Origin of the sequence: Krasilnikoviella flava (genome assembly GCF_900167525.1) — a bacterium.
Lineage (GTDB): Bacteria > Actinomycetota > Actinomycetes > Actinomycetales > Cellulomonadaceae > Isoptericola > Isoptericola flavus.
Genome location: NZ_FUZQ01000007.1, coordinates 284,533 through 309,433, shown reverse-complemented (window position 1 = coordinate 309,433; position 24,901 = coordinate 284,533). Strand labels below are relative to the sequence as shown.

Here is a 24,901-nt window from a genome sequence, read left to right as displayed (position 1 = left end):
GCGTGTCGTACGCCCGTTCCCCGATCCGCCCCGCGTCCGGGGCGCTCCCCCGCCCGGGGACGTCCGCCGCTCGGTCACGGCCCCAGGGTGGCGTCCGCCCCCGCGTCGGCCTCGCCGACGCCGACCTTCGCCCGCTTCTCGATGCTGATCATGGTCGGGTCCTCCGCGGGGACCATGCCGAGCCTGGTCGCGCGCTCCGCCAGCGACGCCTCGGCGGCGCGCAGCTTCTCCTGGTGGGACTGGACGTCCTGCGCCACGTGGCCCACCTCGGCCTGCAGCCGCGACGCCTCGTACGAGCCGCGCGCCATCGACGTGTTGAGCAGCAGGGCCGCCAGCAGCGCGCCGGCGAGGATCACCGCGCACAGCACGAGGAAGGGCACGCCCGACGTCGCCTGGAGCGGGGCGCGGACCGCGTCGAGGCGGCGGCCGCGGTCGGCGGCACCGCCCGGCAGCGAGGTCAGCGGGGCACGGCGCGGCGCCGCGGCGGGGCGGGTCCCGGGGCTGGCGGGGGCACGCAGGGCGCTCATCGGCGGTCCTCCTTGGTCTGGCGAGCAGTCGTCCGCAGGTGGTCGGGGGTGGGGCGGATGCGGCGCGCGGCGCGCAGCCGGACCGAGGCCGCCCGCGGGTTGCGCTCCAGCTCGGCCTCGTCCGCGTCCTCCGCGCCCCGCGTGAGGGCCTCGAGGTACGGCTTGTGCGTCTCCGGCTCGACGGGCAGGCCGGCGGGGGCGCTCGACGTCGTCCCGCGCGCGATGGCGCGCTTGACGATGCGGTCCTCCAGCGACTGGTACGACTCGACGACGATCCGTCCGTCCGTCGCCAGCGCCTCGATCGCGGCCGGCACGGCCCGCTCGAGGACCTCGAGCTCGCCGTTCACCTCGATCCGCAGCGCCTGGAACGTCCGCTTGGACGGGTTACCGCCGGTGCGCCGGGCCGCCGCGGGGATGGATGCGCGCACCAGGTCCGCCAGCTCACCCGTGCGCGCCCACGGCCGCTCCTCGCGGCGCCGGACGATCGCCCGGGCGATGCGCGGCGCGAACCGCTCCTCGCCGTACTCCCGCAGCACCCGCGCGAGCGCACGCTCGTCGTAGGTGTTGAGGACGTCGGCCGCCGTCTCGCCGCGGGTCTGGTCCATGCGCATGTCGAGCGGCGCGTCCTGGGCGTACGCGAAGCCGCGCTCCGCCTCGTCGAGCTGCAGCGACGACACCCCGAGGTCCATGAGGACGCCCTGCACGCCATCCAGGCCGAGCTCTGCGACGACCTCGCCGATCTCGTCGTACACCGCGTGCACCGGGGTGAAACGCTCGCCGAAGCGGGCGAGCCGCTCGCCCGCCAGGCGCAGCGCCTGCGTGTCGCGGTCGATGCCCACGACGCGGGCGGTGGGCACCTGCTCGAGCACGGCCTCCGCGTGCCCGCCCATCCCCAGCGTGCAGTCGACCAGCACGCTGCCCGGCTCCGCGAGCGCCGGCGCGAGGAGGTCGACGCACCGCTGCAGCAGCACGGGCAGGTGGCGGTCCCCCGCAGGTCGCGCGCCGTCCGGTGTGCTCATCGGTGCTCCTCCTCCCGTGCTGCTCGTGCTCGTCGGTCTGCTCGTCGGTGGTGCCTGGTCGTCTGGGCCCCGCCCGGCCAGGTCTCCCTCCGCGTCGTTCTGGCACCGGGGAAGTGCGCCAGACCCTCGCGGGAGGAGGCCTCGTCGTGCGGGGCCCGGGGCGGCGCCCGAGGGCGCCGGGACTGCTGTGCGGTTGTCGGTCGTCAGAACTGCAGGTCCGGAAAGATCTGCTCGGACGTCTCGGAGTACGACGACTCCTGCTCGGCCAGGTAGGTCTCCCAGGTGGTCCGGTCCCAGACCTCCACGCGGGTGCCGGCGCCGATCACGGCGACGTCCCGGTCGAGGCCGGCGTACGTGCGCAGGGCGGCCGGGATGACGACCCGCCCCTGCTTGTCCGGCAGCTCGTCGCTCGCGCCCGACAGGAACACGCGGAGGTAGTCGCGCGCCTGCCGGCTGGTCACGGGGGCCTGCCGCACCTGCTCGTACATGCGGCCGAACTCGTCCATCGGAAGGAGGAAGAGGCAACGCTCCTGCCCCCTCGTCATGACGAGGCCGGGAGCGAGTCGGGCACGGAACTTCGCGGGGAGGATGAGCCGGCCCTTCTCGTCGAGCTTGGGGGTGTAGGTGCCCAGCAGCAGCCCGGCCCCCGGAAACGTGTCCTCCAGACCTGCCACGGCTCGCACCTCCCCTCGCGCTCCCGCATCCTCCACGCTACTCCACTTTCCTCCACCGGGCGCGGGCAACGGTGGGCAGTTCTCCCCATCTCACCCGCTCCTCACACGGCCCACACACATCCCCGCAGGTCAGCGGGCCAAGCCGGGTCGGGAGCACGGTGGTGGCGTGGTGGAGGGGTCGGGCGGAGAGGGCGCGTCACGGTTCCCCGGGGCATCGACACCCCGCGGCACGGGCGGCCGCCGTCCCCCCGGGCGTCCGGCGGCCCGGGGTCGTCGTGGAGGAAGGTGGAGCGGGTGATCCTCCTCACCTCCGGCCCCGATTCCACTAGGCTGCGAGAACCGTCACGAGCACGTGAACCGGAGGTCACCCGTGCACCCAGAACCCGTCTCCCCCACGCTGTCCGGTGCACGCACGGAGACGGAGGACGGCGGGGACGGCACACGCCCCGGCACGGAGCCCGGCCCGAACCTCCTCGCCAGGGACCTCGACGAGCTCGTCAGCGCCACCGCACGGGTGCGGGCCGCCGTCGAGTCCGTCGTCTCGGGGCGGCCCGGGCTCGCGGAGGTCACCGTCGCCGTCCTGCTCGCCGAGGGTCATCTGCTGATCGAGGACGTCCCCGGTGTCGGCAAGACGACCCTCGCGAAGGCGCTCGCCCGCAGCATCGACTGCCGCGTGGGCCGCATCCAGTTCACGCCCGACCTGCTGCCGAGCGACCTCACCGGCGTCAACATCTTCCGCACCGCCACCCACGACTTCGAGTTCCGCCCAGGCCCGGTGTTCAACAACGTGGTGATCGGCGACGAGATCAACCGCGCATCGCCCAAGACCCAGTCCGCCCTCCTCGAGTGCATGGAGGAGGGACAGACGACGATCGACGGCACCACCCATACGCTGCCGCGGCCGTTCCTCGTCGTCGCGACCCAGAACCCGGTGGAGATGGAGGGGACGTACCCCCTCCCCGAGGCGCAGCGCGACCGGTTCACGGCTCGTCTCACGGTCGGCTACCCCGACACCGACGCCGAGCTGCAGATGCTCGACCGTCAGGAGTCGTCGGACCCCCTGGACCACCTGTCCCCCGTCACCACCGGCACCGACGTCGCGCGGTACGCCCAGGCCGTCCGCACCGTCCACGCGGCCGGCGCCGTCAAGCAGTACGTGCTCGCCCTCGTGGGCGCGACCCGGCAGCACGAGGGCGTCCGGCTCGGCGCGTCGCCGCGGGCCTCGCTCCAGCTGCTGCGGGCCGCCAAGGCCACGGCCGCGATGGCGGGGCGCGAGCATGTGCTCCCGGACGATGTGCAGACCCTCGCCGTCCCGGTCCTCGCGCACCGGCTGATCCTCAGCACGGATTCCCGGCTCGGTGGAGTGCTGCCCGAGGACGTGATCTCCGAGATCGTCCAGCGCACACCGGTGCCCGGCGGTCGCGTCTCCGTCGCCCCGGCCGCCGGGTCGTTCGCGCGCCCCGGCCGCGAACGCGGCCGGTAGGGCCCGGCGATGTCCGGCGACGACGAGGCCGGCGCGGTTCCTCCCGGTCCCACCGAGGGCACGGCCGCGCACGACCGCTCCCATGACGGGGCGCACCCGACGCTGCGGCGGCTCGCCCGCGTGCGGCCCACCCGCCGCGGGCTGGCCCTGCTGCTCGCGGGGCTGGCGCTCGCCGCGACCGGCGCCCTGCTCGAGCTGCCCGACGTGGTCGGCCTCGGGGCCGCCGCGGTGCTCGCGGTCCTGCTCGCCTGGACGCTCATGGGGGTGCAGCGCCTGGACGCCGGCCGCGGCGCCCTGGTGGTGACCCGCGAGCTCACCCCGAACCCCGTGGTGCGCGACCAGACGGCCGCCGTGCGGCTCGTCGTCGGCGCCCGGGCACGGACCGGTGCCGCCTACGAGCGGCTCGCGCGCCTGCGGCTGTCCGAGCAGGCCGCGCACGAGCTCGCCGGGCCGCACGGCATCCGCGCCCGGGTGACGGCGCACGCGGACCGCATCGCCGTCTCCTACGCCCTGACCCCCTCCCGCCGCGGTCGCTGGGCGCTGGGCCCCCTGATCACCACCCGCACCGACGTCTTCGGGCTCGTCCGCACCACGCAGCCCCTCGGCGTCGCGACGAGGGTCGCGGTCTGGCCGCGCACCACCGAGCTGCCCACGCGCACGCGGGTGCTCGGCGAGGTCGATCGCGCGGCCACCGGCGCACGGCTGGCGTCGACGGACGACTCGGTCCTGCGCGAGTACGTCTCCGGCGACGACCCCCGCCGGGTCCACTGGGCCGGCTCCGCACGCCAGGGCAGGCTCATGGTTCGGGCCGACGAGAGCGCCGGCGTCCGGCCGGTCACCGTGCTGCTGGACCGGTCGCTGCTGCCGCCACCGGCGGACCCGCGCACCGGCGTCTGGCCGTCGACCCGCGGCACCCGCACGCACGCGGAGGGCGAGCGTGCGGTCGAGCTCGCCGCCTCGGTCGCCACGTCGTTCCTGGACGCCGGCCATCCCGCACGCCTCGTGCCCACCGGGTCGGGGCCCGCGCCCGTGCCCTTCGCCTCGGGTGCCCGGACGGGCCGGGGGACCATCCTCGACTCGACGGTCGACCTGCGCGGGCACCGCAGTGCCGCCGACGCCGAGCGCGCGGTCCTGCAGACCGTCCGGTCGCTACGGGCCGCGCGCTCTCAGGACGAGATCACGGTGGCGGTGCTCGGACCGCAGCCGGAGCCCGTGCTCCGGGAGATGGCCGAGCTCGGCGTCGAGGGCACGTGCTGGGCGCTCCTCGTCGCTCCCGCCGACACCCGCGAGCCCGGCGCGACGCCGGCCGCGGACACCGTCGGCGCGCTGCGCGCCGCGGGCTGGCGCGTGGCGACCTGCTCGCCCGGGACCCCTCCCGACCGCGCCTGGGCGCTCCTCGCGGAGGGGGCGGCATGATCCCCGCCCATGCCGGACCCACCGCCCGCACCATCGCCTCCGGCGTGCTCGTCGCGGTGGCGGTCGCCGCATCGATGCTCTCGCTCACGAGCATCGTGCTGCCTGGCGGCTGGACGCGGGCGGGGCTGCTCGCGATCGTCCTGGTCAGCGCGACGACGGTCACCTCACGGGTGGTGATCGAGCGTCGGGCGCGCGCCCGCGGCCGGCGCTCGAAGGAGTTGGGCTCCGTGTGGCCCAGCGTCCTCGGCTGCGTCGTCGCCGCGTGGTTCCTCCTCGCCCGCTACGGCGGGCCGACGGCCGACCCGACGTTCTTCGTGACGCCCGAGCATGTGGCGCGCGTGGTGGCCCGGCTGGGCGAGGCCGGCGAGATCGCCCGGTCCGAGGTGGCGCCGGTGACCGGCAGCGCGCCGATGGGCCTGCTCACCGTGGGCGGCACCCTCCTCGTGCTGCTGCTCGCCGACGCGCTCGCGGGCGCACTGCGCCGACCCGCCGCCGTAGGCCTCCCGCTCCTCGCGCTCTGGTGCCCACCGCTCGTGCTCACGGGGCGGGTGCCGTGGGGCGTGTTCGTCGTGACGGTCACCGCGCTGCTCCTGCTCCTCACCCTCGACGGCCCGCTCGTCACGCGGACCCGCCGGCCGGAGCGCACTCCGGCGCCCGTACGACGCGCCGAGCGGTCGCGCGCCATCGCGACGACCGCCGGCGCCGTCGTCCTCGCGGTCGCGGCCGGGCTCGTCGGGAGCGCATCCGCGACCCTGCCCGGCGGCCCCACGGGCTGGTACCGGACGTTCACCACCACCGGCGACACCATCCGGCTCGCCGAGGACCTCGACATCCTGCGCAGCCTGACCGAGCGGTCGAGCTCCGTCGTCCTCTCCTACGACACCGGGTCCGACGCCGACGTGGGCCCCCTGCGCAGCTACACGGCCACGGCCTTCGACGGACGCCGGTGGCAACGTGGCGAGGAGCGCAGCGGCCGGGAGTTCGACGCCGGCGACGTCCTGTGGCCCGAGGACCCGCCGTCCGGGGAGCTCGCGGTCCGCACCGTCGCCTTCGACGTCGGCGAGCTGCGCGACGACAAGCTGCCCATCACCCTCGACCCGCGCCAGGTCGCGACGGACGGCGGCGAGTGGGGCTACGACCCCACCCGGGACGAGGTCGTCGGCGGCCTGACGAGCTCCGGTGACGCCTACACCCTCACCGTGTACCAACGGGACCTCGACCCCGCCGCGCTCCGCGACGCCCCCCCCGAGGCCGACATCGACGCCGTCTACACGCAGATGCCCGACACGGCCCACTCGGCGGACGTCGAGCAGGCTGCCCGGGAGGTGGTGGGCGACGCCGAGACCGCGTACGACCAGGCGGTGGCGCTCCAGCGCTGGCTGCGCGACCCGACCCGCTTCACCTACTCGACCACCATCCCGCGCGGCGGTACCGGGGACCCGGTGTGGGACTTCCTGCAGCACCGCACCGGCTACTGCATCCAGTTCGCCACGACCATGGTGGTGATGGCGCGCTCGCTGGGCATCCCGGCACGGCTGGCCGTCGGTTACCTCCCGGGCGACCGCACGGGCGAGACCACCTGGCAGATCACGGGCCAGGACTCGCACGCCTGGCCGGAGGTCTTCTTCCCCGGAACCGGGTGGGTGCGGTTCGAGCCCACGCCGGCGCAGCAGACCGGCAGCCCGCCCGCCTACACGATGCCGCGCGTCCAGGGGAACCCGGCGGCCGTACCCACCGGGAACGACCTCCGCGACCGTCGGCCGACCGCCGGCAGCACCCCGACCGACGACGCGTCGCCCACGGCCTCGACCGCGGTCTCGGTCACGCCGGTGGTGGACACCGGTCTGCCGGCCTGGGTGTGGATCACGTCGGGGAGCCTCGTCGTCGTCCTGGTCGGCGGCCTGGTGCTGCTGCTCGCCCGGCGGCGGCATGCCGCGCAGGAGCTCGACCCCGAGCTCGCCTGGCAGCAGGTGCTCGCCGCGCTCGCGGTCGAGGGTGTCCGCCTACCGCCCGCCACCACGCTCCGGCGCGCCCCGGCGGCCATCGCGTCCGCCGTGACCACGAGGACCGGCCGCGAGCTGGCACCCGAGGTCCTCGAGGACCTTGCGTCACTCGCCGATGCGGCAGAGACGAGCCGCTACGCGCGCGAGCCCCGCACGCCCGGGGCCGACGAGCTGGAGAGGCTCACGGACACGGTCACGGCAGGACTCGGCGCGACCCTGTCGTCCCGCTGAGGGGGCGACCAGGCGTCGACGCGCCGAGCCTGCCGCGCACAGGTGGTCGGCAAGGATCGACAGTGCCGGCCGCCCGTCGGTGCCGACATCCTCGACGGGTGCCGACCCGCTGGGTGCCGGACTTCGAGGTGCCGGCCGCCCGACGCAGCGGGCGCGACCATCGACCAAGGAAAGACGAGCCCGTCCTGCCCCTCGAAGGGCAGGACGGGCTCGGTTGCTTCTCGTCAGCGGTTCGCGACGACGGCGGCTCCGGGGCTCAGCGACCCTGGTCCCGTCGACGCTCCCAGCGCGCCTCGAGACGTGCCAGGAACCCCTCCTTCTTCGCGGCGGTGCTGGGGCGGGTCGTGGTCTGCCCGGGGCGTGATCGATCAGGGTTGGTCACCGGATCGATCGTTCCGTCCGGCCGGACGACGCCCGTAGGCCCTGACCGACGAGGAGCGGCGAAGGCGAACGCCACCCCGGCGAACATGAGGACGAAGCCGGCGACGCCGACCCAGGCCTGCGACGTGGCGGCACCGACCACGAGCAGCAGCAGCCCCGCGATGACTCCGACGCCGGCCAGGACATAGCGCAGGGGCGACCGGCGGCGCGCCTGCTGCAGGGTGTTGGCCAGACGGGGATCGTCGCTGCTCAGCGCACGCTCCATCTGCTCCAGCACTCGCTGCTCGTACTCGGACAGTGGCATCGAGTCCCCCCGGGTCTCGCGGTGGAACGGTAACGCTCTCAGGATAGGCCCGCGCCGCCCGCCACGGTAGTCGACGAGGGTGAACCTCGCCCACGTCTCGATGCCGCACCCAGGCTGATCGACGATCTCCCGAATCTCTCACGCACGGCGTCCAGCGCGAGCTCGGCCTCCCGACGGGCTTCCTGGCGGGGATCCACGGCTTCGTCGAGGGTGACCTGCTCCGCGATCCCGGCCCTCACCTGCAGGTTCTCCGCCCGGACGCCGACGAGCCGCACGGGCAGCCCGCGCAGGTCGGCCGCGCCCAGCAGATCGCTCGCGACGAGGAAGATCTCTCGCGCCACGTCGGTCGGACCGTCGAGCGTCCGCGACCTCGTGAAGGTGCGGAAGTCGCTGGTGCGCACCTTGATCGACACCGTCCGCGCCACCACGCCCTGGTGACGCAGCCGCGCGGCGACCCGGTCCGCGAGCTCCAGCACCCGCTGCTCCACGGCGCGCAGGTCCCACAGGTCCCGCTCGAAGGTGGTCTCGGCCCCGATGCTGCGCTCCTCGTGCCCCGGGACGACCGGACGCGGGTCACGCCCCCACGCCAGGTCGTGCAGGTGTGCCCCGGACACCGATCCGACCGCCGCCTGCAAGGAGGGCACGTCGGTGTCGGCGAGCTGGGCCACCGTCGTGATGCCCCAGCGCGCCAGGGCGGCCTCCGTCTTCTCCCCCACGCCCCACAGTGCCCCGACCGGGAGCGTGCGCAGGAACCGCACGGTGGCGTCCGCCGGCACGAGCATCATCCCGTCGGGCTTGGCATGGGTCGACGCGAGCTTGGCCACGAACTTGTTCTGTGCCACCCCGACGGAGCAGGTGATCCCGTGCTCGGCCAGTACCCGCTCCCGGAGCCGCGCACCGATCTCCGTCGGCGACCCGAGCCGGCGGCGCGCCCCGCTCACGTCGAGGAAGGCCTCGTCCACGGAGATCCGCTCGACCAGCGGGGTGATCGTGGCGAGGAGCGCCATGACCGACTCGGACACCTCGTGGTAGAGCGTGTGGTCGGGCGGCACGACGACCGCCTGCGGGCACAGGCGCAGGCCTGCGGCCATCGACATCGCCGAGCGGACGCCGAACGCCCGCGCCTCGTACGTCGCGGCGAGGACGACGCCCCGGTCCCTCCCACCCACGATGACCGGCCGGCCACGCAGCTCCGGCCGGCGCACCAGCTCGCACGAGGCGAAGAACGCGTCCATGTCGACGTGCAGCACGGACGTGCGCGACTCGTCGGAGCCCCAGTCACGGAAAGCTTCCGCGGACCGCGGGCCGCGGCTCACGAGGCCGCCGGCGCGACGGCGAGCGGCCGCGCGAATCCCGTGCGGGGGTCGACCAGGAGGCCGACCTCGTCCCGGAAGTCCTCCGCGCACGCGACGAGCTCGGCCGCGCGGCGAGCGTCGACGTCGGGCTCGAGGCCCGCCTCGACCGCAGCCCGCACCCGGGCCCCGGCGGCGAAGTATCCCGACCACGCCGCGAGCTCCGGCTCCACGAGGGCCAGCATGTCCCACACCGACCGCGCGCGGGTGCGTGCCGACGGCCTGCCCCGCAGCGCGACGACCGCGGCGGCCGCGCGGAGCGCCGCCAGGTGCGCGTGCACGAAGCGATCGGCCGGGTGCGTCGCCGTCGCGGCGGCCGCGAGCTCGGCGTCGGACCGGTCGAGCAGCCGGGTCACCTCGGGGCTCGCGGGCAACGCGCCCACGGCGGCCGGGCCACGACCGCTCGTCATCCCGGCAGATCTCGTGCGAGCCGACATCCTGCACCTCCCGTGCTCCGCGGCCTTTGCCCGCGCCCGTCCAGTGTCGAACACCTGTTCGAACATGTCAACCGTCGATCATCGGCACGTCCGGCGCCGTGGACCGGGGAGACTGGACGTATGCCCCGCTCCTCCCGAGGCGGATCGCGCCCTGAGCGCCGGTCCGGTCGACGCCACCCAGCATCCTCCGACGCACCGACACTCCCCGACGGCGAGGTGCCGATCGACACCGGCACGGCGCGCGTCGAGCGCGACCCCGACCATCCCGACCGGGTGACGCTGCACGTCAACGGCGTGCCGAGCTCCGCCCTCGACCTCGACGACCCCGGGTTCCTCGCCTTCGAGTACATGCAGCAGATGGCCGCCGTGCTGGCAGGCCTGCCCGCCGGCCCGCTGCGGGTGCTGCACCTCGGCGCGGCCGGGTGCGCGCTGGCCCGGCACGTCGAGCACGAGCGGCCGGACTCGCGCCAGCTCGGCGTGGACGTCGACGCCCGCCTGCTCGAGCTCGTCCGGTCCTGGTTCGCGCTGCCGCGCGCGCCGCGCCTGCGGCTGCGGGCCGACGACGCGGGGCACGCCCTCGCGTCGCTCGCCCCTGGCTCGTTCGACGTCGTCGTGCGCGACGTCTTCGCCGGCGACCGCACCCCCGACCACCTGGCCGACGCCGGGTTCGCCGCAGCCGCGCACCGCGCCCTGCGCCCCGGCGGCGTCCTCCTCGCCAACTGCGCGGACCGTCCGCCCCTGCTCCTCGCCCGCCGCGAGGTCGGGCACCTCGCCGAAGCGTTCGGCGACGACGCGCTGGCGGAGGGGAGGCTCGGCGTCGTCGCCGAGCACGCGATCCTCAAGGGGCGCCGCTACGGCAACGTGGTGCTCGTCGCGGTCCGGGCCACGCCCGCGGAGGACGCCGGCAGGGACGCACCCGGCGTCGACCTCGACGACGCGGCCCTCGCGCGACGGCTCCGCAGCCTGCCCGTCCCCGCACGGCTCCTGGCCGGCGCCGAGCTCGCGCGGTTCGCCGGCGGCTGACCGGACCGGACCCGGCGCGACGGCCCGGGCACGCCGACGGCCGCGCCCCGACATCGGGGACGCGGCCGTCGTCAGACGAGCCGGAGGCTCAGAGCGGGACGACCTGCTCCGCCTGCGGCCCCTTCGGACCCTGGGTGATCTCGAACTCGACGCGCTGGGCCTCCTCCAGGGAGCGGTACCCCTGGGACTGGATCGCCGAGTAGTGCACGAAGACGTCGGCGCCGCCGTCGTCCTGTGCGATGAAGCCGAAGCCCTTTTCCGAGTTGAACCACTTCACAGAACCTTGCGCCATGCTGATCCTTCGACCTTCCGTCACAACGGTCACGGGCGCACCGGGCGGCCACCCGTCACTGCACAGGCTGCCGCCGCGGTTCTTGCGAGGGTCTGCCTCTGCAACGCGGTCAGTGTGGCACGGACCACACCCTCGTGCCACGGATATGCCGCGGATGCCGCGCAACGACCATTGCGGGCGGCTCCCGGAACGGGAGCCGGACCGGCGTCAGTCGTCGTTCTGCTGGGCCAGGAACCGCTCGAACTCGGCGCCGAGCTCCTCGGCCGTCGGCAGGGGGGCCTGCTCGGCCAGGAGACTCGGGCGTCCTACGGATTTCGTGAACGCGTCGTACTGCTCCTCGAGGGCCTTGACGACGGCCTTCACCTCACCCGACTCCCCCACCTGCTTCTCGACCTCGATCGTCGCGTCGGCCGCGGCGTCCGCGAGCAGACCCGTCGCGAGGTCGAGACCCGTGGCGCGCTCCACGTGCCGCAGCGCGACGACCGCCGCCGGCGCGTACCGGGACTGCGCGAGGTAGTGCGGCACGTGGACGGTGAAGCCGATCGCGTCGTGCCCCGCCGCGCCGAGCCGGTACTCCAGGAGCGCTGCCAGCGAGCCCGGCACGCGCACGGTCCCGAAGAACGACGTGTAGTCCTCGACCAGGCCGGGGCGGGTGCCGTGCGCCGTCAGCGACAGCGGGCGCGTGTGCGGCACGCCCATCGGGATCCCGTGGAAGCCGACCGTCAGCGAGACGTCGAAGCGCTCGACCAGCCCCTTCACCGCCGCCACGACGCGCTCCCACTGCAGGTCGGGCTCGGCGCCGTGCAGGAGCAGGAATCCCGTTCCCTCCCGGTCCGCCACGTGGTCGATCGCGAGGTACGGCTCGTCGTACGACGACCACCGGTCGGCGTCGAACGTCATCCCGACCCGCTTCGACCGGTAGTCGAGCAGCTGGTCGACGTCGAACGTCACGAGTCGCGTGGTGGTCAGCTCCTCAAACACGTGCTCCACGGAGATCTCCCCCGCCGAGCCCGCGTCGATGAACCCGTCGAGGGCGTGCAGCAGCACGGGTCCGGCGCCGGTCGACGGAGCGTCGGGCCCGTGGTGGGGCAGGACACGCCCGACGGCGGCCTCGTCGACCTCATAGATGCTCTGCGGGTCCAGCAACGGTCTCCTCCTCGGGTCTCGGCTCGCACCGACGGGCTCGCGCCCGCAGGGGTGACAACCGTCGTGCGCCCGGGATCCTTCCCGGCCCGCCGCCGAGCCGCGGCTGCCGTGACCGGTTCCCGTCAGCGGTGCGGCAGCCGCACCACCGTGACGAAGAAGTCGTCGATCTCACGGACCACCTGGATGAACCGGTCGAAGTCCACCGGCTTCGTCACGTAGGCGTTCGCGTGCAGCGAGTACGAGCGCAGCACGTCCTCCTCCGCCTCCGACGTCGTGAGCACGACCACCGGGATGTGCTTGAGCCGCTCATCGGCCTTGACCGCCGCGAGCACCTCCCGGCCGTCCATCCGCGGCAGGTTGAGGTCGAGGAGGATCAGGTCCGGCGTCGGCGCCTGGGCGTGCTCGCCCTCCTTGCGCAGGAACGCCATCGCGCTCACGCCGTCCGACACGACCGACAGCCGGTTGGCGACCTTGTGCTCCTCGAACGCCTCGCGCGTCATGAGCACGTCGCCCGGGTCGTCCTCGACGAGGAGCACCTCGATGCCCGCCTGCTGGTCCGTCATGCTCGCTCCCTCGTCGTCGACCGCCCGGTCGGGGCGCACGGCTGCTGCATCGTCGCAGGTCAGCGACGTGCCCCGAGCCTATCCGACGACGCCGTCCGACGCCTCGTCGGGCAGGGTCCACCGCACCGACGTCCCGGCACCCCCCGGCGCGGGCTCGAGCCAGACCCGGCCCCCGTGGTGCTCGACCACCCGCTTGACCAGCGCGAGCCCGATGCCCGTGCCGGAGTAGACGTCCTTGGGGTGCAGGCGCTGGAAGATGACGAAGACGCGGTCGGCGTACTGCGGGTCGATGCCGATCCCGTTGTCCGTGCACGTCAGCTCCCACCCCGATTCCGGCGCGGGCAGGCGGCGTGCGGAGAGGTGGACGCGCGTCGGGCGCTCCGGGTCGCGGAACTTCACCGCGTTGCCCACGACGTTCGCGAGCAGCATCGTCAGCAGCGCCCGCTCGCCCCGGACCACCGGCAGCGGGTCGTGGGTGATCTCCGCGCCCGCCTCGACGATCCGCCCTTCCTGGTCGTGCCGCACCTGGTCGAGGGCCCGCTCGAGGTCGACGTCCTCGGGCTCGCTGCCCGAGCGTCCCACGCGCGAGAAGCTCAGCAGGTCCTGGATGAGCCGCTGCATCCGCCGCGCGCCGTCGACCGCGAACGCGATGTACTGGTCCGCCCGCTCGTCCAGCTGGTCGCCGTAGCGCTTCTGCAGCAGCTGGGTGAAGCTCGCGACCTTGCGCAGCGGCTCCTGCAGGTCGTGCGAGGCCACGTAGGCGAACTGCTCCAGGTCGCGGTTCGAGCGCTCCAGCTCCTGGTTGGAGCGGGCGAGCTCGCGTGCCTGCTCGGCGAGCTGCGCGTGCGTGCGCTCGGTCTCCGCGTGGGACGCCCGCACCTCGGCCACCTGCTGCACCAGCTCACGACGCATGTGCTCGACGTCCGCCGCGAGCGCCGCCACCTCGCCCGTGCCCTCGACCCGGATCTCGTGGTCGTGCGCGCCCGTGCTGGCCGCCCGGACCGAGTCCGCCAGCCGCGCGAGCGGCCGGGTGACCCCGCGCTGCAGGGCACGCCACATGAACAGGCCCATGAGGACCACGAGCAGCACGAGCACGATCACGACCACGAGCAGCGTGCGGTTCCAGGCGTGCGCGGCGTCCATCGCCTCGTCCCCGGCCCCCACCCGCAGCAGCGACAGGGACCGCTGGATCGCGACGAGCGCGACGGCGAGGACGAGCAGCAGCACCGCGCCGACGATGAGCAGGAGCCGCAGGACCACGTCGTGCAGCGGTCGTTCGCGCCTCATGGCCGGGCCCACTCGGCCGAGTCGGCGAGGGTCGAGGAGCGCTCCCCCAGGTACGGCGTGTCGTGTCCGGTCCACCCCACGACGAGCAGTGCCGCGTCGTCGGTGAGCGGCCCGCCGTGCAGCTTGCGGACGCGGCGCAGCACGCGCTCGACCACGCCGACGATCCCGTCGCGCGCCAGGTCCTCGCGCACGAGGTCGTGCAGGCCGGACTGCCCGAGCCGCGGCACCCGGTGTCGCAGCGGTCCGACACGTGCGGGCCGCTCGCCCTGCAGCGCGACCAGACCCAGCGCGTCCCGGCCCAGCCCGTCCAGGCCCGGGTCGTCCGCCGCTCCGGGCACGGCAGCGCCGCCCCGCACCTCGGCCTCCACCAGGCCGTCGGTGTACAGCATGAGTGCGAACGGTCCACCGAGCTCGACGCGCCGCGGCTCCCACCCGCCCTCGACCGGGACACCGAGCGCCCGTCCCCGGCCGGTCGGCGGCAGTGCCTCGCAGCGCAGGTCTCCCACCGGTCCGGTGATCAGCAAGGGCGGCAGGTGACCGGCCAGGTAGAGGTCGACGCCCCGGCGGTCGGGGGCCACCACCACCTGGCACAGCGTGACGAAGACCTCCGGGCGTGCGCGCTCCGTCAGCAGCACCCGCTCCAGGTGCTCCAGGATGCGCTCGGGCGGCGTCCCCGTCAGCACGAGGGTGCGCCAGGCCGTGCGCAGGGTGGCACCGAGCGCCGCCTCGTCGGGGCCGTGGCCCGCGACGTCACCCACGACCGACAGCACCGTGCCGTCGGGCCGCTCGACGGTGTCGAAGAAGTCGCCCCCCAGCAGACCGCCGCCGCCCGGCAGGTACCCGACCATCACGGAGACCCGCTCGTCGTCCACGAGGGGGTTCGGCAGCAGCGCCCGCTCCAGCCGGGCGGTCTCCTCGGCCCGCACGGCGCTGCGGTACAGCGCGCGCTGCTGGGCGGCGGAGCGGCGCCGCTGGAGCGCGTAGCGCAGCGACCGGCCGAGGAGCCCCGAGTCGGTCTCGCCCTTGACGAGGTAGTCGTCGGCGCCCGCGGCCACCGCCTGCAGTCCCTGGTCACCGCCCGTCAGCCCGGTGAGCACGACGAGGGCGGGGACGTCGTGCACGCGCTCGGCGACCTCGCGCAGCCGGGTCACCGCCGCCAGCCCTACGGCGTCGGGCAGGCCGAGGTCGAGCAGGACGCAGTCGACCCCGGGGGCGCCGCCGGGGCGGGAGAGCGCGTCCACGGCCTCCGCCACCGACCGGGCCCGCCGGAGCACGACCGTCACCTCGGCGTCCTCGAGCAGCTCCGTGACGAGCAGCGCGTCCCCGTCGTCGTCCTCGACGAGGAGGACGGTCGCGGTCGCGTCCTCGGCGGGCCCGTCGGACCCGGCTCGCAGGACGTCGCCGCTGCTCATGGGCCTGATCCTAGCCCGGGCCCCCCCCGCCGGGCGGGTGCCGCGGGCCCGGCGCGTCGTCGCTCGGCCTCCGGACCGTGGCCACGGGCGCCCCCGGCATCTGCAATGATGGTCCGCCGCCGGGGCCGCACCACCGTACGAGCGCGGCACGAAGGATCCTGGGGAGGATGCGTGGCAGGCAGGCAGGACGAGCTGGCCCGCGAGCAGGGGGTCGTCGACGGCCTCTACGCCCGACTGGACGAGCTGCGGCGCGCGACGCGCGAGCGCCTCGCGGAGGTCCGGCGCTCGGGCCCGTCGGGGTCACCGCAGAACCGCAGCGAGCGCGACGCCTTCGCGACCCTCTACGAGGACCGTGTGGCGCAGCTGGACGCCGTCGAGGACCGCCTCGCCTTCGGTCGCCTCGACCTCGACGACGGCGGCACCCGGTACGTGGGCCGCCTGGGCCTCGCGGACGCCGAGCACCGCTCGCTCCTCACGGACTGGCGGGCACCCGCGGCCACCCCGTTCTACCGGGCCACGGCCCTGCATCCCGCGGGCGTCCGCCGCCGGCGGCACCTCGTGACCACGGGGCGCGCCGTCACGGGGCTCGAGGACGAGGTGCTCGACCTCGACGCGCTGCAGGCCGCGGACGGCGCCGACGGCACGACCGGCGCCGGCACCCTCGCTGCCTCGACGCTCTCCGGCGAGGGGGCGCTGCTCGCCTCGCTGGCCACGCGCCGCACGGGCCGCATGACCGACATCGTCGCGACCATCCAGTCCGAGCAGGACCGCATCATCCGCGCCGACCTCGCCGGCGCGCTCGTCGTCCAGGGCGGGCCGGGCACCGGCAAGACGGCGGTCGCCCTGCACCGCGCCGCCTACCTGCTGTACGCGCACCGGCGCGTGCTGGAGCGCAGCGGCGTGCTGCTGGTCGGCCCGAGCCGCGCCTTCCTGCGCTACATCGACCAGGTGCTCCCCTCGCTGGGCGAGACCGGTGTCGTGGCGACCACCGTGGGCGAGCTGCTCCCGGGCGTCCGGGCGAACGAGGCCGACACCCCCGCGGCCACCGAGATCAAGGGGCGCCTGCTGTGGCGCGACGTCGTACGCCGAGCCGTGCGCGCCCGCGAGCGCGTCCCCGCGCGCGACGTCCGCTTCCGCCTCGAGGGGTACGACCTGGTCGTGCGACGCCGGGACGTGCGGGAGGCGATCGGCCGTGCGCGCCGGACGCACAAGCCCCACAACGAGGCGCGCGCCGCGTTCGCGCGCGACATGCTCACCCGCCTCGTGGACCAGTACCGCGCCGCGGCCGACGCCGACCTCGCCCCCGAGGACGTCGCCATGGTCACCGAGGACCTGCGCTCCCACCGCGACGTGCGCGTCGCGCTCAACCTCGCGTGGTTCCCGATCACGCCGGAGAAGCTCGTCGCCGACCTCTTCGCCAAGCCGCACCGGCTCGCGGAGGCGGCCCCCGAGCTCACCGCCGGCGAGCGCGCGGCCCTGCGCCGCGACCCGGACGAGCCGTGGACCGAGGCCGACGTGCCCCTGCTGGACGAGGCCGCCGAGCTGCTCGGCGAGGACGGCTCGATCGCCCGCGCCGAGGCCCGGGCCCGCGCGACGGAACGGGCGGCCGAGCTCGAGTACGCCCGGTCCGTGCTCGAGTCCACCGGGGCCGGCGGCGGGCTGGTCGACGCCGAGACGCTGGCGTCCCGCTTCGAGTCCACGGGGCCGCGTCTGACCACGGCCGAGCGCGCCGCGGAGGACCGCACCTGGACGTACGGCCACGTGGTCGTCGACGAGGCGCAGGAGCTGTCCCCGATGGCGTGGCGGATGCTCGTGCGCCGCGTGCCCACCCGCTCGATGACGATCGTGGGCGACGTCGCCCAGACGTCGTCGCCCGCGGGGGCCCGGTCGTGGCCCGACGCGCTGGACCCGGTGCTCGGCGGGTCGTGGCGCCTCGAGGAGCTCACCGTCTCCTACCGCACCCCGGCCGAGGTCGCCGACGCCGCGCAGCGGATGGCCGCCGCGGCCGCGCTCCCGGTCTCGCCGCTCACCGCCGCCCGCCAGGTCGACGGTGCGCTGGAGCTCAGCAGGGTCACCCCGTCCGGCCCGGCGAGGCCCGTCCTTGTCCAGGAGGTCGTCGACCAGGTCGCCGCGCTCGCGGCCGACTTCGTCGGCGCCGACGGCGCCGGGCGGGTGGCGGTGGTCGCCGCCGCCGACCAGGTGCGCGCGCTGCGCGAGGCCGTGGAGTCCGTCCTGCCCGGCGCCCTGGGAGCGCAGGAGGCCGCCCGCCTGCTCGCGCAGCGCCCGGAGGACGCGCAGGTGAGCGTGCTCGACCCGCGCGCCGCCAAGGGACTGGAGTTCGACGCCGTCGTGCTGGTCGAGCCGGCGACGGTCGCGCAGGGAACCGGCGGAGCCTCGGACCTGTACGTCGCGATGACCCGCCCGACCCAGCGCCTCGTCGTCGTGCACGAGCAGGCGCTGCCCACGGGCATCGTGGAGCTCGCCGTGGCGTGAGACGGGTTTGTGGGCGCGGGCCCGCACGGCGCACCATGGCCTCGTGCTGCGAGCCCTCCTTCTCGAGAACGTCCACCCCGTCGCTGCCCAGAATCTTCGTGATGCGGGCATCGAGGTCGTCACGCGCCCCGGCGCGCTCGACGAGGCCGAGCTGATCGAGTCCCTCGCGGACTTCCAGATCCTCGGCATCCGGTCCAAGACCATGGTGACCCGCAAGGTGCTCCAGAGCGTCCCCGGCCTGCAGGCCGTGGGCACGTTCTCCATCGGCACCAACCAGATCGATCTCGACGCCGCCGCGGCCCACGGCGTCGCGGTGTTCAACGCGCCGTACTCCAACACGCGCTCCGTGGTGGAGCTCGCGATCTCGGAGATCATCGCGCTGACGCGGCGCCTCACCGTGCGCGACAAGGCACTGCACGACGGCGTCTGGGACAAGACCGCCGACGGCTCGCACGAGGTACGCGGCCGGACGCTGGGCATCATCGGCTACGGCAACATCGGCTCCCAGCTCTCGGTGCTCGCGGAGAACCTCGGCATGCGGGTCGTCTTCTACGACACCGCCGAGAAGCTGGCACTGGGCAACGCGCACCGCGTCGAGACGATCGAGGAGCTGCTCGCCCAGGCCGACGCCGTGACGATCCACGTGGACGGACGGGCGGGCAACGCCGGCCTGTTCGGGGCGGACCTCTTCGCCGGGATGAAGCCGGGCGCGATCTTCCTCAACCTGTCGCGCGGCTTCGTCGTGGACGTGGACGCGCTGCGGGAGCACATCCTGTCCGGCCACCTCGGCGGCGCGGCCGTCGACGTCTTCCCGACCGAGCCCAAGAAGCGCGGGGACGGGTTCGCCTCGCCGCTCCGGGGACTCCCGAACGTCATCCTCACCCCTCACGTCGGCGGCTCGACGGAAGAGGCGCAGGAGGCGATCGGCGAGTTCGTGTCCAAGAAGCTGCGGGACTTCATGGCCACCGGGTCGACGACCCTGTCCGTGAACCTGCCCAACCTCCAGCTCGCGCACACGGGGGTCGGCCGCATCATGCTGCTGCACCGCAACGTGCCCGGTGTCCTCGCGCGCGTGAACCAGGTGTTCGCCGACCACGGCGCCAACATCGAGGCGCAGATGCTCGCCACGCGCGGCGAGATCGGCTACGTGGTGACCGACATCTCGGACGTCACGCAGCGCGGCGCGTCGGCCAAGCTCCAGGCGATGGACTCCACCATTCGCCTGCGCATCCGCGACGCGTTCGAGAGGCCCGAGTTCCCGCCCGGACCCGCGGCAGGCTGAGCGGCCCCACCACCGACACGCGAGAGGGCGGCCCCGGAGTGTCCGGGGCCGCCCTCTCGCGTGTCGTGCGGGCCGCTCAGCCCGACTTGCGGCGGAACATCTTCTGCACCGGCCCGGTCGTCTCCGAGCCGTGCACCTGACCGGTGTTGCCGTCCTTGCCGGCGGTCGGATGGCTGGCGGCGTTCTTCTTCTCCAGCGCCTCCCTGAAGCGCGCCTTCGTGTCCTCGGTGGCCTTCGTCGCCCGGGAGTCGTCCGTCGTCATCACGGTCACCTCGTCGTCGTCGGGGTGGGTGTGCTCGCACGGCGGACCGCGCGGCACCTGATCCGGTCCAGCATGCCTTGGCGCTCCCCGGGACGCCAGGGCATTTCACCCGGACCGGGCGAGACCCGCTTCAGACCGACGTGTCGCGCCCCGCGCTGGACGGCTCGCCGACCCGGCCCTCGCCGGACCCGCTGTCGACGTCGTCCGCGCGCGCCTCCTGGCCGCGCGCCTCGCGCTCCACGCGGAGCGAGGTGATCGCGCTCTCGAAGTCCTCCAGGGACTCGAACGACTGGTACACGCTCGCGAACCGCAGATAGGCGACCTCGTCGAGCTCGCGCAGTGGACCGAGAATCGCCAGGCCCACCTCGTTCGCCTCGATCTCCGGACGGCCGGAGGCGCGAAGGGTCTCCTCGACCTTCTGCGCCAGGACGGCGAGGTCGTCGGCGCTCACCGGCCGCCCCTGGCAGGCCTTGCGCACGCCTGCCACGACCTTGTCCCGGCTGAACGGTTCGGTGACGCCGGACCGCTTGGCCACCGAGAGGCTCGCCGTCTCGATCGTGGTGAAGCGGCGCTGGCACGCGGGGCACTGGCGCCGTCGGCGGATGGACGAGCCGTCGTCGGAGGTGCGCGAGTCGATAACTCGTGAGTCCGCGTGGCGGCAGAACGGGCAGTGCATCGCTGGTCTCCTGCGCTCGGCTCCGGACCGGCGCCCGGCTGCCCGTCAAGGTAAGCGGCGCGCGACCGTCGGCGCAAGCAGGATCCGCCCGGCCCCGACGCCGGACCACGCTCAGTCCTGCGGCAACAGCACGACCTGGCCCGCCTCCAGCTCCGCAGTCGCCAGGCCGTTGAGGTCGCGGAGCTCCGCGACGACGTCGCGCAGGTCTTCGCCCGCGTCGCGCACGGACTGCGCGTACTGCCACATCGTCTCCCCCGGTGCGACGGTGTGGATCCGCACCTCGACCCCGGCACCGGGGGCCTCCGCCACGGCTCGCTGCCCGATCAGCCCGGCGCCCACGAGCACCAGGAGGACGAGCGCCATGATCACGACACGACCTCTCCGGGTGAGCCGGAGCCCTCCGAGCCCGAGGAACCCCGGTGCGTCACTGGTGCTGCGAGCGTTCTGCATCGTCCTGCCTCCGGTCCACGTCGTGCCGCCCGTGGGCGCCAGCTCCGTCGAACATCCGTTCGTCGAACACCTGTACGTCGAACTGCTGTACTAGGTGTACCACGCCAGGGCGACACGGTCGAGGCCTGATCGAACAGATGTTTGATGTCGGGCCGGAACTGGCCTAGAGTGACCGGCAGCGCGATGGAAGGTTTGTCGGATTTCATCGGCCCGCCCGCGGGCCGCGCCCCTGGAGGACGGAGAACGCGATGACCAGCGGACGGGAGCAGGTCCCGGCGTCCACGACGACCACGACGGTCACGGCGGCGTGGTCGGCGCGGGACGAGAACCCCGAGGACGCGGCAGCGACCACGGCGAACGGAATCTCGGTGACCGCGCTGGCGTCAGTGAGCGAGCTGTCGTCGTCGGCCGACCGCCTCACGCCGCGGCAGCGACGCGTCCTCGACACCATCCGCCGTTCCGTCGAGTCCCGCGGGTACCCGCCGACCATGCGCGAGATCGGCGAGGCGGTCGGGCTCGCGAGCCCGTCCTCCGTCAAGCACCAGCTCACCACGCTGGAGCGCAAGGGCTATCTGCGCCGCGACCCCAACCGGCCGCGCGCGATCGAGGTCGTCGACCCCGAGGCGCCCGCGACCGACGGGAACGGACGGCACGGCGACGCGCGCACTCCTACGCCTGGGTTCGTGGCCGGCTCCATCGCCGCGTCCGACGCCCAGCCCGCCGAGGCGCCCTCGTACGTCCCGCTGGTCGGCCGCATCGCCGCCGGCGGTCCGATCCTCGCCGAGCAGGTCGTCGAGGACGTCTTCCCGCTCCCGCGGCAGATCGTCGGCGACGGCGACCTGTTCCTGCTCAAGGTCGCGGGCGACTCGATGGTCGACGCCGCGATCTGCGACGGCGACTGGGTGGTCGTGCGCAGCCAGCCGGTCGCCGAGAACGGGGAGGTCGTCGCCGCGATGATCGACGGCGAGGCCACGGTGAAGACGTTCAAGCAGACCGACGGCCACACCTGGCTGCTGCCGCAGAACACCGCGTACTCCCCCATCCCCGGCGACGAGGCGCAGGTGCTGGGGCGGGTCGTGGCGGTGCTCCGCAGCCTCTGAGCGGCGCCGGGCGACCGCCCGGCGCACCGGCAGGTCTCGTCAGAGACCCAGGCGCCGCTGCACTTCCTTCATGTTCTCGGCCGACGCCCGCAGCCCCGCGACCTCGTCCTCGGACAGCGGCGTGTCGATGGTCTCCGTCACGCCGCGTCGGTCGACGAGCGACGGCACGGACAGGCAGACGTCGTTGATCCCGTAGAAGTCGTCGAGGCGCGATGACACGTTCATCACGCGGTGCTCGTCGTTGAGGACGGCCTCGATGATCCGGGTCGCAGCGAGGCCGACTGCGTAGTTGGTCGCCCCCTTGCCCGCGATCACACGGTAGGCCGACTCCACGACGTCCGTCGCGATCCGGTGCCGCGCGGGCTCGTCGAGCGGCGGGCGCCCCCGGAACGGCCTCCAGTCGAGGAGGGGCACGCCCGCGATCGTGGCCGAGCTCCACAGCACGATCTCCGAGTCGCCGTGCTCGCCTGCGATGTTGGCGTGCACGTTCCCGACGGCGACGCCGCAGTGCCGGGCCAGCGCGTCGCGCAGCCGCGACGAGTCGAGGACCGTACCGCTGCCGAAGACCCGCCCCCGGGGCAGGCCGCTGATCTCCTGCGCCGCGTACGTGACGACGTCCACCGGGTTCGTGACCATGAGGTACACGGCGTCGGGCGCGACCTCGAGCAGTCGCGGCAGGATCGACCGGGTCAGACCGACGGTCGCCTCGGCCAGGTCGAGGCGGCTCTGCCCGGGCTTCTGCTTGGCCCCGGCCGTCACCGCCACGACATCGGCGCCCCGGCAGACCTCCACGTCGTCCGAGCCCTCGATCTCCGCCTGCGGGATGAACATGCCCCCGTGCCGCAGGTCGAGGACCTCGGCCTCCACCTTCGCCTTGTTGACGTCCATGAGGGCCACGGATCGGGCGGCGCCCCGGGCCAGGGCCGCGTACGCGAGGGTGGAACCCACCGCTCCTGCTCCGACGATCGCGAGCTTGGTCGTCCTGCGTGTCTCGTCCACGGCCCCACGCTAGGTGTCGAGGCGGCGGAGCGCAGCGCGGACGAGCTCGCCGTCCGTGGTCGGCCAGAAGTCCGGCATGGACCGGGTGAGGAACGACCCGTAGCGCGCGGTCGCGAGCCGCGGGTCGAGGACGGCGACGACCCCGCGGTCGTCCCCCGTCCGCACCAGCCGGCCCGCGCCCTGCGCGAGCAGCAGCGCGGCGTGCGTGGCCGAGACCTGCATGAACCCGTTCCCGCCCGCCTGCTCCACCGAGCGGGCCCGGGCCGCCTTCACCGGGTCGTCCGGTCGCGGGAAGGGGATGCGGTCCACCAGCACGAGCTGGCAGCTCGGCCCCGGGACGTCGACGCCCTGCCACAGCGACAGGGTGCCGAAGAGGCACGTCGCCGGGTCGTCGGCGAACGCGCGGACCAGGGTGGGCAGCTGGTCGTCCCCCTGGCACAGCACGGGGACGTCGAGCCGTTCGCGCATCGCCTCGGCCGCCGCGAGCGCGGCGCGCCGCGACGAGAACAGCCCGAGCGTGCGGCCACCGGCGGCCTCGATCAGGCCGGCGATCTCGTCGAGCTGGGCGTCCGTGGTCGGTTCGCGGCCGGGCGCGGGCAGATGTCGCGCGACGTAGAGGATCCCTTGGCGGGGGTAGTCGAACGGGCTGCCGACGTCCAGCCCGGTCCAGTCCGCGGTCTCGTCGGTGCCACCGGAACCGGCGAGCCCCAGGGAGCGGGCCAACGGGTCGAAGGTGCCGCCCAGCGTGAGGGTGGCGGACGTGAACACGCCTGTCGCCTCGCCCAGCAGGTGGGTGCGGATCAGCCCGGCCACCGCGAGGGGGGCGGCGTGCAGCCGGGTGACGCCGTCGCCGGCCCAGGGCGCGTTCTCGGGCGGCCGCGAGCACCAGAGCACGTCCGCGGTCGTGTCCTCGGCCGCCATCCGCTCCGCGACCTCGAAGAGCTGCAGCACGGCGGACTGCGCCATCTTCATCCCGGCGTCCGGGGCCTCCTGGCCCTTGGCGCCGCCCTGGGGCTTGAGGCGGGTGAGCAGCTCGCGTGCGGCGTCGCGCACGGCGGCCACCGCGGCACGCAGGTCGTCGGGCAGGCCCAGGGGAAAGCGTTCCGCCGGGGCGGTGGCGAGCAGGCTCCCCAGCCGCTGCGAGGCCGCGTCGAGCGCCTCGGTCTCGGTGCCGCCGTGCCGGCGCGCCAGTCGCGCGGCGTGCTCGACGACCGTGAGCGACAGGTCGACCGTCGCCGCGGCGGTCACCCGCTCGGCGAGCTCGTGCGCCTCGTCGACGACCACGGCGTCGTGCTCCGGCAGCACACCCGGGTTGCCGGAGACCGCGATCCCGAGCATGGCGTGGTTCGTCACCACGACGTCGGCCTCCCGCGCCGTCGCGCGGGCTCGCTCGGGGAAACACTCCGCGAGGAGCGGGCAGCGCTGGCCCAGGCACTCGAGGGCCGTCACCGAGACCTGTCGCCATGCCCGGTCCGGGACGCCGGGCACCAGGTCGTCCCGGTCGCCAGTGTCGGTCTCGTCGGCCCAGGCGTGCAGCCGACGCACGTGGTCGGCCAGCGTCGCCGCGTCGTCGGCGCGCCGACCCCGCGGTCCCGACGGCGCGGGATGCTGTTCCGCTCCGGCGCCCTCCCCCGGTCCCGGGTCCGCCGGGAGGTCGAAGAGCGTCGCGCCCTCGGTCGGGTAGCCGCCCGTGACCTTGTGCCGGCACAGGTAGTTGTGCCAGCCCTTGAGGAGGGCCACCTTGGGCGCCCGGGGCAGCTTCGGACCCACCGTCTCGGCGACGAGGGGCAGGTCGCGCGTCACGACCTGGCGCTGCAGGGCCAATGTCGCCGTGGACACGACGACGCGCTTGCCGTCCTCGACGGCGTGCCGCACGGCGGGCACGAGGTACGCGAGCGACTTGCCCGTCCCGGTCCCTGCCTGGACGAGCAGGTGCCGCCCGGAGTCCATGGACTCCGCGACGGCCTCCGCCATCTGGTGCTGCCCCTCCCGGCGTCCGCCGCCGAGGGCCCCCACCGCCAGGTCGAGGAGCGTCGGGGCGTCGGCGGTGTCGGGGGAGGTCACCCGACGATCCTAGGGCGACCCGACG

Annotated in this window: 23 protein-coding genes; 7 read left to right on the top strand and 16 right to left on the bottom strand. The window is 74.5% G+C overall.

Going from position 1 to position 24,901, the window contains the following annotated elements:
- Positions 1–74: 74 nt before the first annotated feature.
- The 3 genes from B5Y66_RS19545 to mraZ form a co-directional block, all read right to left on the bottom strand.
- Positions 75–527, bottom strand: a complete 453-nt coding sequence (locus B5Y66_RS19545; RefSeq protein ID WP_176168932.1) for a hypothetical protein — start codon at positions 525–527, stop codon at positions 75–77.
- Positions 524–1,546 carry a 16S rRNA (cytosine(1402)-N(4))-methyltransferase RsmH gene (gene rsmH / locus B5Y66_RS19540; RefSeq protein WP_079576256.1) on the bottom strand — a complete coding sequence of 341 codons (1,023 nt, stop codon included), beginning with the start codon at positions 1,544–1,546 and terminating at the stop codon, positions 524–526. The genes B5Y66_RS19545 and rsmH overlap by 4 nt, the downstream gene beginning before the upstream one ends.
- Before the next feature lie 203 nt (positions 1,547–1,749).
- A complete protein-coding gene (mraZ, locus tag B5Y66_RS19535; RefSeq protein WP_079576362.1) occupies positions 1,750–2,184 on the bottom strand; it encodes a division/cell wall cluster transcriptional repressor MraZ in 435 nt (144 codons plus the stop codon).
- Positions 2,185–2,590: 406 nt separating this feature from the next.
- On the opposite strand from mraZ, the gene B5Y66_RS19530 reads away from it, so the two are divergent.
- Genes B5Y66_RS19530 through B5Y66_RS19520 form a run of 3 tightly spaced genes read left to right on the top strand, consistent with a single transcriptional unit; the run spans position 2,591 to position 7,353 of the window.
- On the top strand, positions 2,591–3,703 hold the full coding sequence (locus B5Y66_RS19530) for an AAA family ATPase (RefSeq protein WP_079576255.1): 1,113 nt from the start codon (positions 2,591–2,593) through the stop codon (positions 3,701–3,703).
- Positions 3,704–3,712: 9 nt separating this feature from the next.
- A complete protein-coding gene (locus B5Y66_RS19525) occupies positions 3,713–5,119 on the top strand; it encodes a DUF58 domain-containing protein (RefSeq protein WP_079576254.1) in 1,407 nt (468 codons plus the stop codon).
- Positions 5,116–7,353: a transglutaminase family protein gene (locus B5Y66_RS19520; protein WP_079576253.1), complete on the top strand. Its 2,238-nt coding sequence runs from the start codon at positions 5,116–5,118 to the stop codon at positions 7,351–7,353. Before B5Y66_RS19525 ends, B5Y66_RS19520 begins: the two co-directional genes overlap by 4 nt.
- 256 nt (positions 7,354–7,609) lie before the next feature.
- On the opposite strand, the gene B5Y66_RS19515 is transcribed toward B5Y66_RS19520, so the two are convergent.
- The 3 genes from B5Y66_RS19515 to B5Y66_RS19505 are packed head-to-tail and all read right to left on the bottom strand — an operon-like array spanning position 7,610 to position 9,800.
- Positions 7,610–8,038: a DUF3040 domain-containing protein gene (locus B5Y66_RS19515; protein ID WP_079576252.1), complete on the bottom strand. Its 429-nt coding sequence runs from the start codon at positions 8,036–8,038 to the stop codon at positions 7,610–7,612.
- 38 nt (positions 8,039–8,076) lie between these two features.
- Positions 8,077–9,354, bottom strand: a complete 1,278-nt coding sequence (locus B5Y66_RS19510; protein WP_079576251.1) for a DNA polymerase IV — start codon at positions 9,352–9,354, stop codon at positions 8,077–8,079.
- Positions 9,351–9,800 (bottom strand): SAV_6107 family HEPN domain-containing protein, encoded by a 450-nt coding sequence (locus B5Y66_RS19505; RefSeq protein WP_079576250.1) that lies wholly within the window; start codon positions 9,798–9,800, stop codon positions 9,351–9,353. The genes B5Y66_RS19510 and B5Y66_RS19505 overlap by 4 nt, the downstream gene beginning before the upstream one ends.
- 243 nt (positions 9,801–10,043) lie before the next feature.
- On the opposite strand from B5Y66_RS19505, the gene B5Y66_RS19500 reads away from it, so the two are divergent.
- Positions 10,044–10,850, top strand: coding sequence for a spermidine synthase (locus tag B5Y66_RS19500; RefSeq protein ID WP_079576249.1), 807 nt, complete (start codon positions 10,044–10,046; stop codon positions 10,848–10,850).
- Between the two features lie 88 nt (positions 10,851–10,938).
- Here B5Y66_RS19500 and B5Y66_RS19495 read toward each other — a convergent pair whose 3' ends face one another.
- The 5 genes from B5Y66_RS19495 to B5Y66_RS19475 all read right to left on the bottom strand — a co-directional run bounded on the left by B5Y66_RS19495 (position 10,939) and on the right by B5Y66_RS19475 (position 15,550).
- The gene (locus tag B5Y66_RS19495) at positions 10,939–11,142 is read right to left on the bottom strand and encodes a cold-shock protein (RefSeq protein WP_079576248.1); all 204 of its coding nucleotides are present in this window, start codon (positions 11,140–11,142) and stop codon (positions 10,939–10,941) included.
- Between the two features lie 207 nt (positions 11,143–11,349).
- Entirely contained in the window at positions 11,350–12,288 is a 939-nt protein-coding gene (locus B5Y66_RS19490; RefSeq protein WP_079576247.1) for a proteasome assembly chaperone family protein, read from the bottom strand.
- A 122-nt stretch (positions 12,289–12,410) separates the two neighbouring features.
- Positions 12,411–12,851: a response regulator gene (locus B5Y66_RS19485; protein ID WP_079576361.1), complete on the bottom strand. Its 441-nt coding sequence runs from the start codon at positions 12,849–12,851 to the stop codon at positions 12,411–12,413.
- 78 nt (positions 12,852–12,929) lie between these two features.
- Positions 12,930–14,138, bottom strand: coding sequence for a sensor histidine kinase (locus B5Y66_RS19480; RefSeq protein ID WP_079576360.1), 1,209 nt, complete (start codon positions 14,136–14,138; stop codon positions 12,930–12,932).
- Positions 14,135–15,550 (bottom strand): PP2C family protein-serine/threonine phosphatase, encoded by a 1,416-nt coding sequence (locus tag B5Y66_RS19475; RefSeq protein WP_079576246.1) that lies wholly within the window; start codon positions 15,548–15,550, stop codon positions 14,135–14,137. The genes B5Y66_RS19480 and B5Y66_RS19475 overlap by 4 nt, the downstream gene beginning before the upstream one ends.
- Positions 15,551–15,721: 171 nt before the next feature.
- On the opposite strand from B5Y66_RS19475, the gene B5Y66_RS19470 reads away from it, so the two are divergent.
- Together B5Y66_RS19470 and serA are read left to right on the top strand one after the other, a co-directional pair.
- Positions 15,722–18,043, top strand: coding sequence for a HelD family protein (locus tag B5Y66_RS19470; protein ID WP_139820995.1), 2,322 nt, complete (start codon positions 15,722–15,724; stop codon positions 18,041–18,043).
- 43 nt (positions 18,044–18,086) lie between these two features.
- A complete protein-coding gene (serA, locus tag B5Y66_RS19465) occupies positions 18,087–19,325 on the top strand; it encodes a phosphoglycerate dehydrogenase (RefSeq protein WP_079576358.1) in 1,239 nt (412 codons plus the stop codon).
- A gap of 76 nt (positions 19,326–19,401) precedes the next feature.
- On the opposite strand, the gene B5Y66_RS19460 is transcribed toward serA, so the two are convergent.
- The 3 genes from B5Y66_RS19460 to B5Y66_RS19450 form a co-directional block, all read right to left on the bottom strand.
- Complete coding sequence (locus B5Y66_RS19460) at positions 19,402–19,587, bottom strand: DUF5302 domain-containing protein (RefSeq protein ID WP_079576357.1); 186 nt, start codon at positions 19,585–19,587, stop codon at positions 19,402–19,404.
- A gap of 130 nt (positions 19,588–19,717) precedes the next feature.
- Complete coding sequence (gene nrdR, locus B5Y66_RS19455) at positions 19,718–20,263, bottom strand: transcriptional regulator NrdR (RefSeq protein ID WP_079576245.1); 546 nt, start codon at positions 20,261–20,263, stop codon at positions 19,718–19,720.
- A 111-nt stretch (positions 20,264–20,374) separates the two neighbouring features.
- On the bottom strand, positions 20,375–20,626 hold the full coding sequence (locus tag B5Y66_RS19450; protein ID WP_139820994.1) for a LysM peptidoglycan-binding domain-containing protein: 252 nt from the start codon (positions 20,624–20,626) through the stop codon (positions 20,375–20,377).
- A gap of 449 nt (positions 20,627–21,075) precedes the next feature.
- Between B5Y66_RS19450 and lexA the strand changes: the two genes are divergently transcribed.
- Positions 21,076–21,813, top strand: a complete 738-nt coding sequence (gene lexA / locus B5Y66_RS19445) for a transcriptional repressor LexA (RefSeq protein WP_407656414.1) — start codon at positions 21,076–21,078, stop codon at positions 21,811–21,813.
- Positions 21,814–21,852: 39 nt separating this feature from the next.
- Here lexA and B5Y66_RS19440 read toward each other — a convergent pair whose 3' ends face one another.
- Complete coding sequence (locus tag B5Y66_RS19440) at positions 21,853–22,812, bottom strand: L-lactate dehydrogenase (protein WP_079576242.1); 960 nt, start codon at positions 22,810–22,812, stop codon at positions 21,853–21,855.
- 9 nt (positions 22,813–22,821) lie between these two features.
- Positions 22,822–24,876 (bottom strand): ATP-dependent DNA helicase, encoded by a 2,055-nt coding sequence (locus B5Y66_RS19435; RefSeq protein WP_176168930.1) that lies wholly within the window; start codon positions 24,874–24,876, stop codon positions 22,822–22,824.
- Positions 24,877–24,901: the final 25 nt, after the last annotated feature.